This is a genomic window from Kitasatospora sp. NBC_00039 (genome assembly GCF_045160625.1).
GTDB lineage: Bacteria > Actinomycetota > Actinomycetes > Streptomycetales > Streptomycetaceae > Kitasatospora.
In genome coordinates this window covers 8,169,816-8,179,846 of sequence record NZ_CP108289.1, presented here as the reverse complement: position 1 = coordinate 8,179,846, position 10,031 = coordinate 8,169,816, and the positions used below count along the sequence as shown (strand labels likewise).

The following is a 10,031-nucleotide window of genomic DNA, read 5'->3' as shown; positions in this document are numbered from 1 at the left end:
GCGATGTCCTGCGCGGCGACGGTGGCAGTGGCGCCGGCGGTGGCAGCTGCGGTCTCGGAGGCAGCGGGGGTGGTGGCGGCGTCGGTGCCGGCCGGAGTCCCGGTCTGCTGCTCGTTCTCGGCGTCCATCTGCGGGCGGGCCCTTCTCTGTACTGAACTCACGGATGCCGCGGCGGCCGCTCGGGCCGCTACGGCGGTGTGGTGGAGGTGGTGCTCTGCCTGGCCGCCCCGGGCGGGAACGGCCGGGCGGGTACTACTTGACGACGACCGCGGCGCCCAGCTTCGACAGCGGCTCGCCCAGCGAGTTCACCGCGTCGGAGAAGGTCTTGCGCTCGACCTCGGTCACCTTGTCGTACGAGGTGTAGGTGCCGTCGGCCTGCTTGTACTTGGCCAGCAGCGCCTGGATCGCGGCGAACTCCGAGTCCAGGGTCTTGGCCAGCTCGGCGTCCTTCTCCGAGGCGACCGGCTTCAGCAGCTCGTAGGCCCTGCGCGCCCCGACGTTTTTTTTTTTTTTTTTTTTTTTTTTTTTTTTTTTTTTACACACACACACACACACACACACACACACACACACACGTTGTTGGCGGCGAAGTCGGCGAGGTCGGTGTGGCTGTAGCGCTCCTCCTCACCGGTGATCTTGCCGGTGGCGACCTCGTCCAGCAGCTCCTTGGCTCCGTTGGCCATGCTGGTCGCGGTGATCTCCGCCTCGGGGATCTTCTTCTGCCAGTCCTTGAGGTCGGCCACCAGCTGGTCGGCGAGCTTCTTCTCGTCGTCGCCGATCTTGGCCTCGGCGAAGAGCGACTTCTCCAGCTTGTGCCAGCCGGTCCACTCCTGGCCGGCTTCGAGGCCGTCCTCGCGGGTGTCGGTCTTCGGGTCGACGTCACCGAAGCTCTCGGCGACCGGCTCGGTGCGCTCCCAGCCGGTACGCGACGGGGCGTACAGCGACTTGGCCTTCTCCAGGTCACCGGCCTTGATCGCGCCGGTGAAGGCCTCGACGGCCGGGATGGTGGCGTCGGCCTGCTCCTGCGCGTACGTGCGGTAGGCGTCGACGGCGGCGGTCAGCCGCGGGTCGGCCGGGGTGGCCGGGGCGGAGGCGTCACCGGTGGCGGTGATCTTCTGGCGGATGCCGTCGCCGACCATGCCGGGCTTGCAGGCGACCTCGTACGAGCCGGCCTTGATCTCGGCGTTGATGGTCGCCTTGGTGCCGGGGCCGATGTTCTCGCGCTCGGTGATGATCTTGTCACCGGCGGCGTAGACGTAGACCTCGGTGGTCTTCGAGCCCTTGTTGGTGATGTCGATCACGACGTGGCCGGCCGGGAAGCTGGTCTTGGAGACCTCGCAGGCGGTGTCGGTGGCGTTCACCTTCACCGCGTCGGCGGACGCCTTGTCGTCCTTCTTCTGCGAGCAACCGGCCAGCGCGGCAGTCGCCACAGCGAGGGTGAGCAGCGTGGCTGTGGTGGAACGACGGGCGGACATGAGGGCTCCAGCGGGAAGGCAGGGTGAACCAGGGCGGGGCTGAGTGTGGGTGCGGGAACCGGAGCCACCCGGACCCCCACTCACTTAGCTAAGGCATACCTTAGGGATATCTGATTTCGCCGTCTACACCGCCCCCCGTTCACGATCCGCCCAGGTGGGGACCGCCTTGGCGGCAGCGTGCCGTCTGCCCACCGACGAGTTCCGGCCACCGGGCCGCCGAACGGCGGGGTTGACCTCGGCGGCCACCTGCGCCACCGCTCCCCTCGGCCCTCCCGTCCGGCGCCCCCGTCCGACGCCCACCCGTCCGGCGCCCACCCGTCCGGTGCCGTCCCGTCCGACGCCCACCCGTCCGGCCCCCTCCCGCCGCGTCAGCGCTCCGGCGTACGGCGGGCGGCCGCGCGGGCGGTCCAGCGGCCCTCGTGCCGGCTGATCCGGATCGGGTGGCCGAAGCAGGTGCTGATGAGCTCGGTCGTCATCACCTCGTCCACCGGCCCGGCCGCGACGCACTCGCCCTCGCGTAGCAGCAGCGCGTGGGTGGTGCTCTCCGGCAGCTCCTCCAGGTGGTGCGTCACCAGCACGCTCGCCAGCCCCGGGTGCTGGTGGCGCAGCAGGTCCAGGCTGTCCAGCAACAGCTCACGGGCGGTGAGGTCGAGGCCGGTGGCGGGCTCGTCGAGCAGGAGCAGGCGGGGGCTGGGCATCAGCGCGCGGGCGATCAGGGTGCGGCCGCGCTCGCCCTGGGAGAGCGTCGTCCAGGGGGATTCGGCGATCGCGGCCATGCCGAGGGTCTCGATCAGCCGCCCGGCCCGCTCGAGCTCCTCGGGGGCGGGCTTGCGGTTGAGGTCCGGTTCGATGGTGTTGCGGGTGCCGGTGAGCACCACCTCGCGCACGGTCAGCGGCGAGCGCAGCGGGTGGCGCGGGTTGACGTGGCCGAGGTGGGCGCGCAGGTCACGGATGTCGACCCGGCCGAGCCTGCGGCCGAGCACGTCCACCTCGCCGTGGGTGGGGTGGGAGACCGCACCGAGCAGCCCGAGCAGGGTGGACTTGCCCGCGCCGTTGGCGCCGAGCAGTGCCCAGTGCTGCCCCGGCTCGATGGCCAGGGTGATCCCGCGCAGCAGGTAGCGGCCGTCGCGGACGACATCGACGTCGCGGGTGCGCAGCAGCGGGCGGGTGGGCAGCGGGTCGGACGTACTCATGGCGGGCGGTCCTCCGGGGGTTGGCGCCGGGCAGGGGTGCGGGGTGCGGCGCCGCGCCGGGCGGGCAGCCCCCGACCGTACGCGTGCAGAGTACAACCGTCCGCGCGGTGGCGGCCGGGCCCGTCCGAGGGGTGGACGGGCGGAGCGAGGGGGCGCACGTGATGCGGTCTGCTGCACGCCCCTGTCGCCGGGCGGCAGTTGGCGGGAGGATCGATGCGAAGCACGGTGTGAAGGGGGCTGGACGGATGGGGTGGGACGCAGAACCGGCGGGGCGGGACGCGAAGCCGGGGGCACAGGACGCAGAACCGGCGGGGCGGTTCGCGAAGCCCGCGGCACGGGACGCCGAACCGGCGAGGCCGGACACGAGGCCCGGGGCACGGGACGCCGAACCGACGGGGTGGGACGCGAAGCCCGCGGCACAGGACGCAGAACCGACCGGGTGGGCGGGGACGCTGCACGGGCGGTTCGAGGAGCAGGCGCGGCAGTCGCCGGGCGCGGTCGCCGTCCGGTGCGGCGTCCGGGAGCTGACGTACGGTGAGCTGGACGGGCGGGCGGACCGGCTGGCCCGTCACCTGGTGGCGCAGGGCCTGGCGCCGGGCGGCCGGGCGGCGGTGGCGCTGGGCCGGGGCACCGAGGTGTTCGTCGCGCTGCTCGCGGTACTCAAAGCGGGCGGCGCGTACGTGCCGCTGGAGCCGGGCGCGCCCGATCCGCTGCTGCGCCATGTGCTGGCGGACGCCGATCCCGCGCTGGTGGTCACCGAGGAGGCCCACCGGGTGCGGCTGACGGACGCCAGCGGGCGGGCGGTGGTCTGCGTGGACTCGGCGGCGGAGGCGATAGCCGCCCTGCCCGCCGGCCCGCCGGAGGTGTCCACCGGGCCGGAGGACCTCGCCTGCGTCTTCTTCACCTCCGGCTCCACCGGTCTGCCCCGGGGCGCGCTGATCGAGCACCGCAACCTGCTGGCCGCCCACCGGGGCTGGCACGAGGTGTACGGGCTCTCCCCCGCCGACCGGATCCTGCAGACGGCGAGCCTGGAGTTCGACGTCTTCACCGCCGACTGGGTCCGCGCGCTCTGCACCGGCGCCACCCTCGTGGTCGCTCCGCGCAACCTCACCCTGGACCGCACCGCCGACATCGCCGATCTCCCGGCGCTGGTGGCCGCCGAGCGGATCACCGTACTGGAGCTCAACGTCCGTACGGCGCGCCGGCTGCGCGACCACCTGGAGGCGGCAGGCGGCTCGCTGCCGAGCGTGCGACTGCTGACCGTGGGCGCCGAGAAGTGGTACCTGGACGAGCAGCTGAGCCTCCAACGGCTGCTCGGCCGCGACGGGAACACCGGCGGCTCCGGCGCGCGGGTGCTGAACGTGTACGGCCTCGCCGAAGCGTCCGTCGACAGCAGTTACTTCGACGCCGCCGGCTCAGCCGGCGGCGAGCTCAGCGAACGGGTCTCACTGGTCGGCACCCCCTTCCCCGGGGCCCGCGTCCACGTGCTCGGCCCGGACGGCGCCCCGCTGCCGCGCGGGGAGGTCGGCGAGATCGCGGTGGCCGGCCCGGGCCTGGGCCGGGGCTATCTGAACCGGCCCGAGGAGACGGCGCGGCGCTTCGTCCGGGCGGTCTTCGACCCCGACGGTCGGGTGCTGCTGACCGGTGACCTCGGCCGGGTCCGCGAGGACGGCGTCCTGGAGTTCACCGCCCGGGCCGAGGGCGTGGTCGGTCCCACCGACTCCGTGCAGGCCGCCGGCGTGGTCGAGCGGGTCACCCGGGCCGCGCGCGCCGAGGGCGTGCTGCGCGCCCACCCGGCGGTGCGGGAGGCCGCCGTCGCCGAGGTGGAGCCGGAGCCGGGGCGGCGCGTCGTGGTCGGGTACGCGGTGGCTGCGTCCGGGGCCGACGAAGTGGACGCCTGGTCGCTCTCCGCCTACCTGGCGAAGCAGCTGCCGGCCGGGGCGGCGCCCGTCGCCGTGGTGCCGCTGCCCGCACTCCCCCGCACCCGGGCGGGCAAGCCCGACCGTTCCGCCCTGCCGCTGCCGGCCCCGCGCCACTACTTCTCGTTCAGCGCGTCACGGGGTTCCAAGGGCGGCAAGGGCGGCGGCAAGGCGGGCGCCGGCAAAGCGGGCGCGTCCGGCGACGGGTGCGGAACGGGCTGCGGCTGGGTCGTCCTCTCGCTGCTCTTCGCCGGGCTGGCCTGGCTGGTGACCGACGGTTTCTGGCCCGGCTCCACCGATGTCTCCACGGTCCCCGACCCCTACGCCTTCTACTTCCGGATCCTCTACCTCTTCGAGTGGCTGTCGTTCGGCGTGGGCATGGCCTTCCTGTTCTTCGGCGCGCCGATCGTCTCCCGGTACGGACGGCCGCCGTGGCTCACCGTCGCCACCACGTTCTCGCTGTTCTGGCTGCTGGCCTCCTGGTGGCCGCAGGACAACCTGTACCGGACCAGCTCGCCGACGGACTGGCCGCAACAGTCGGTGCTGGTCTACCTGTTCAACATCGCGCTGATGGTCGCGGCGGCGATCGTGGTGCGCTTCCTCGCCTGGCGTCCGCGGCCCGAACGGCGCTGATGCCCCCGGCGGTGCGCGCCTCCCGGGGGGCGAGGCCCCCACCGCCGTGACGCCCGCACCGCCGTGACGCTCAGTCATAAACCAGGCCCACTCAGCGCAGCGCCTCGAACATCCGGCCCAGGGCCTGGTTGGCTGCCCCGACCAGCGCCTGGGCCGCGTCCAGGGCCTCGACCGCGCCCGGTGTCCCGGCACCGCGCGCGGCGAGTGCCAGACCGACGACCGGCTCCGGCTCGTAGCCCGCCGTGACGACCAGCGGCAGCAGGGTGACGCCGAGCGCGGTGCAGCGCGGACGCAGCCGGTCCAGGTGGTCGTGGAGCGCCTCCTGGGAGAGCCGGGCACCGAGCGGCATCCCGTCCAGCGTGCGGATCACGTGGCCGGGGCCGCGGACCCGGTCGAGCCGGGCCCGCAGCACGAAGGCGATCGCGGGCCCGGTCAGCCGCAGGTTGGTCTCGGTGGGGGCGAGCCGACGCTCCCGGTCGGTGACGAAGTCGACGTCGTACCAGCCGCGGTGGCCCTCGGCGGCGAGGCGTTCACCCACCGCGAGGCCGAACCGCCCGGCGGTCGCCGCCGCACCGGGCGGCACCACGCCCGGACCGACCGTCACGCCCTGGTACCGGGTGCCGTCCACGTCCATCGCGCCGACACCGACCGGGTGGACCGTCCCGTCCTCGCCGATCACCGCGTCGAAGGTGAGGTCGCGCAGGTGCTCCGCCCGGCCACCGTCGATGTACTCCTCCAGCAGCAGCGCGCCGCCGGGCGGCAGCACCTCCTCCCGGGCCAGCCGGCGCAGCAGGGCCCGCGCGCCGCCGGCCGCGAACAGCTGCTGCGGGGTGACCACGACGGTGCCGTAGCCGCCGACGCCGTGCGGGCTCTTGACCACCGTGGTCAGGCCACGGCCGGCCCGGGCGGTGAGCCGGCGGGCGGTGTGGCGCGGGGAGTCCGGCTGCTCCTGGCGCGGCACGACGATCCCCGGGTGCTCCGGGGCCAGTTCGGTGAAGAGCCCGTGTGCGGCCGCCTTGGACTCGTACCGGCGTACCGCGGCCAGGCCCGGCCCCTCCCCCTGTGCGGCCGTCCGCCCCCAGGGCACCACCGCCTCGGGGCCGTCCGCGATCCGCGCCGCCAGCGCCGGCCGGGCGGCCAGGGCCCGGGCGAGGGTCTCCCCGGGCGCGACCCCGCTGTACAGCTCGACCGGCCCCCATGCCAACTCCCCTGCCAGCCAGTCGATCCAGGCCGCCTCGACCTCCGCCGGCAGGATCACCAGCGCCGGCTCCGGGCTGTAGCAGGTGGCCATGCCCGCGTAGTGGTGCGCCTGCCGCAGCCGCCGCGCCCGCTGTTCCTCGTCCATGCCGGCCGCGAAGAACTGCTCGTTGAAGTCGGCCACGTTGCCGAGGTGCACGGCCCGCCGGCCGCCCGTCCAGGCCCCCACCCATCCGTCCATCCGGCGAGCCTACGGTCTGCCGGGCACGGGCGGGGTCGCAATGGGGCGAGGCGTAGGCGCCAGAGGGCGGCGGCCAACGGCGGGGGGTCCCCGGTAGGGCGTCTTCGGCCGGGGCGTCGGAGGGCGGGGGCGTCCTCGGCCGGGGCGTCGGAGGCGCCCTCGGCGGGGGCGTCAGAGGCGGAAGAGGCCGGCGTCGGTGGTCCGGAAGCCGCAGGCGTCGAGGTAGTAGCCGCGGAGGTGGGGTTCGAAGTCGACGTGGAGCCACTCGCAGCCGGCGGCGCCGGCGCCGTCGACGGCGGCGGCGATCAGGCGGGTGCCGACGCCGGTGTGCCGGGCCGGTGGTGGCGACGACGGTGTCGAGGAGGAAGGCGTGGGCGCCGCCGTCCCAGGCGACGTTGACGAAGCCGGTGAGCGGACCGCCGTCGGCGGGGCGGGCGCAGACCCAGCCGAGACTGTGGCGCTCCAGCCGGGAGCGCCGGTCGATGCTCACGGCCTGGTGGCCGAAGCCTTCGGCGTGCAGGGCGCTCAGCTCGTCGTCGGTGAAGGCGTCGCGCCAGGTGTAGCGAATCGTCATGGGGTCGACCTCAAAAAAGTGTTCGCAGTCGATCAAATTTGATCAGTACAGGACACAACTTGGTCAAGATCTGACGCAATGTCTAGCCGAGGTTGGCTGCCCACCGTCAATCTCGGTCGCAGCTCTTTCCCTGCAGCTACCCCGACTGGAGTCAGAGTGAGCCCCACCTCCTCTCACCGCCGCCACCTCGCGGCCGGAGCCATAGCGGCCACCGCCGCTCTCGTCGCCGCCACCTTCCAGGCCGGCACGGCGTCCGCCGCCCCCACCGGCCGTGACGCGGCGATCGCCCAGGCCAGGGCCAATGTCGCCCACAACGCCGGAGTCTTCGGCTTCGGCGACGGCCAGGACCTTCAGGTCAAGGACGTCATCATCGACGCCGACGGCACCCAGCACGTCCGCTTCGACCGCACCTACCTCGGACTGCCCGTCGTCGGCGGCGACCTGGTGGTCCACCAGGACGCGCGCGGCCGGCTGAAGGACTCCACCCGCGCGGCGGCCCACGACGCCTCGGTGAAGTCCACCGTCCCGAAGGTCCCGGCGCAGGCGAGCGCCGGCCAGGCGCTCCAGGCCGCGCCGACCATCGGCGCCGCCACCAGCTCGCCCGAGCTGGTCGTCTGGGCCGCCGACGGCACGCCCCGGCTCGCCTGGAAGACCACCGTCGCCGGCGTCGGCGAGCACGGCCAGCCGGCCGGCAAGGTCGTCGTCACCGACGCCACCACCGGCGAGCAGATCGAGTCCTACGACTCCGAGCACCAGGCCGCCGGCACCGGCCACTCCGAGTACACCGGTGACGTCACCATCGACACCACGCAGACGACCAGCGGCTTCTCGCTGATCGACCCGGTGCGCGGGACCATCACCAAGGACGCCCACAACGCGTCGTCCGGCTCGCTCAACGCGAACTCCGGGACGCTCTTCACCGACGCGGACAACGTCTGGGGCGACGGCAAGAAGTTCTCCACCGACCGCGCCACCGCGGCCGTCGACGCCCACGCCAACACCGCCTGGACGTACGACTACTACAAGAACACCTTCGGCCGCAGCGGCATCAAGAACGACGGCAAGGGCGCCACCGTCTTCGTCCACGTCGGCACCAACTGGGACAACGCCCAGTGGTCCGACAGCTGCTTCTGCATGATGACCGGCGACGGCGACGGCACCACCGACCCCGAGCAGGTCGACCTCGACACCATGGGCCACGAGATGACCCACGGCGTCACCAGCGCCACCGCCAACCTCCGTTACAGCGGCGAGTCCGGCGGCCTCAACGAGTCCACCAGCGACATCTTCGGAACGATGGTCGAGTGGTACGCCAACAACAAGGTGGACACCCCCGACTACCTGTTCAGCGACCAGTCCACCCCGCCGTGGCTGCGCCGCATGGACAAGCCCTCGCTGGACGGCCGGTCCGCCGACTGCTGGAGCCGCAAGGTCGGCCAGCTCGACGTGCACAACTCCTCGGGCGTCGGCAACCACTGGTTCTACCTGGCCAGTGAGGGCAGCGGCACCAAGACCATCAACGGCTACACCTACAACAGCCCCACCTGCAACAACTCGACGGTGGCCGGCATCGGCAACCAGAAGGTCGCCAAGATCTGGTACCGCGCGCTGACCGTCTACATGACGTCCACCACGGACTACAAGGGCGCGCGCACCGCGTCCCTGAACGCCGCGAAGGACCTCTACGGTCTCAACAGCACCGAGTACAAGGCGGTCGCGGCCGCCTGGAGCGCCGTCTCGGTCGGCTGACCTCCCTCCCGGCTGTGGGCCCGTCACCTCGGCGGGCCCACAGCCGTTTCCGCACGACCCCGGAGGTCCGCACACACGCGGACGGGCAACGGAGACGGAAACGCAGGCGAGAAGCGGGGCCGGGAAAAGGGCCGGGACACCGCGACAGGAGACGGGCGGGGTGGCCCGGGCCCGGGCCACCCCTATCGTGCCGTCCATGACTCCCTCTCCGTTCCATCTCCGCGCGGAACAAAAGCACTTGGCGCACCGCCGGCCGGCTCACCCGCCCACCGGTTCACCGGTGCTCCGGCGACGGACCCGTGCCGGCCGCCCCGTGAGAAGATCGCTCGGCGGCGTGTGCCGCCCCCGATCCCGAAGGGTGACCATGTACGCGATGACGCTGGGCGAAGACGGCGCGGTGCTGGGCCCGCTGGAGCCGTGGCAGGCCGAGGAGTTCCTGGCTCACGTGGACCGGGGGCGGGAGTTCATCGGACGGTTCAACGGCCTGCCCGACGCCGTCACGGACCTGGAGTCGAGCCGGGCGTTCCTCCAGGCGTACGCGGAGAAGACCGCCGCCGACAGCGGGCGGCTCTTCGGGATCCGGACGGCCGAGGGCCTGCTGGTCGGCGCGGTGCTGTTCCGGCGGTTCGAGATCGGGCAGGGCATCGCCGAGGCGGGCTGCTGGCTGGAGCCGGCAGCCGCGGGCAAGGGTCTGGTGACCAGGGCCGTGCGGGCGATCATCGACTGGGCCGTCGAGGAGCGCGGCATCCACCGCGTGGAGTGGTGGGTCTCGGCGGGGAACGAGCCCAGCATCGCCGTCGCCCGCCGGCTCGGGATGACGAAGGAGGCCGTGCTCCGGGAGAGCTACCTGTACCGGGGAGTGCGGCACGACGAGGAGATCTGGTCGGTGCTGGCCCCGGAGTGGCGGACGGCCAAGCAGGCGGCCTGAGCCCTGCCGCCGGACGGACGGGCGCACTGGCGGAGGGCGGAGAGCGGACCAGAGGACATCGGCGGCGGATGCCGGACGCCGGCGTTCTCACCTGGTCGACAGGAATATGCAGACCGGTCTAC

General features: G+C 73.0%; 5 protein-coding genes and 2 pseudogenes. 3 read left to right on the top strand and 4 right to left on the bottom strand.

The features are described from left to right. Positions 1–252 precede the first annotated feature (252 nt). Together efeO and OG286_RS36225 are read right to left on the bottom strand one after the other, a co-directional pair. A pseudogene (gene efeO / locus OG286_RS36230) lies at positions 253–1,475 on the bottom strand (iron uptake system protein EfeO). Positions 1,476–1,843: 368 nt separating this feature from the next. Further along, positions 1,844–2,668 (bottom strand): ABC transporter ATP-binding protein, encoded by an 825-nt coding sequence (locus OG286_RS36225; RefSeq protein ID WP_396325844.1) that lies wholly within the window; start codon positions 2,666–2,668, stop codon positions 1,844–1,846. Positions 2,669–2,913: 245 nt separating this feature from the next. On the opposite strand from OG286_RS36225, the gene OG286_RS36220 reads away from it, so the two are divergent. Further along, the gene (locus OG286_RS36220) at positions 2,914–5,220 is read left to right on the top strand and encodes an amino acid adenylation domain-containing protein (RefSeq protein ID WP_405366025.1); all 2,307 of its coding nucleotides are present in this window, start codon (positions 2,914–2,916) and stop codon (positions 5,218–5,220) included. A gap of 91 nt (positions 5,221–5,311) precedes the next feature. Here OG286_RS36220 and OG286_RS36215 read toward each other — a convergent pair whose 3' ends face one another. Further along, positions 5,312–6,658 carry a hypothetical protein gene (locus tag OG286_RS36215; RefSeq protein WP_396325846.1) on the bottom strand — a complete coding sequence of 449 codons (1,347 nt, stop codon included), beginning with the start codon at positions 6,656–6,658 and terminating at the stop codon, positions 5,312–5,314. A gap of 171 nt (positions 6,659–6,829) precedes the next feature. Continuing rightward, positions 6,830–7,232: pseudogene (locus tag OG286_RS36210) on the bottom strand (GNAT family N-acetyltransferase). Between the two features lie 156 nt (positions 7,233–7,388). On the opposite strand from OG286_RS36210, the gene OG286_RS36205 reads away from it, so the two are divergent. After that, positions 7,389–8,981 (top strand): M4 family metallopeptidase, encoded by a 1,593-nt coding sequence (locus tag OG286_RS36205; RefSeq protein WP_396325848.1) that lies wholly within the window; start codon positions 7,389–7,391, stop codon positions 8,979–8,981. A 364-nt stretch (positions 8,982–9,345) separates the two neighbouring features. Further along, on the top strand, positions 9,346–9,909 hold the full coding sequence (locus OG286_RS36200; RefSeq protein ID WP_396325849.1) for a GNAT family N-acetyltransferase: 564 nt from the start codon (positions 9,346–9,348) through the stop codon (positions 9,907–9,909). Positions 9,910–10,031: the final 122 nt, after the last annotated feature.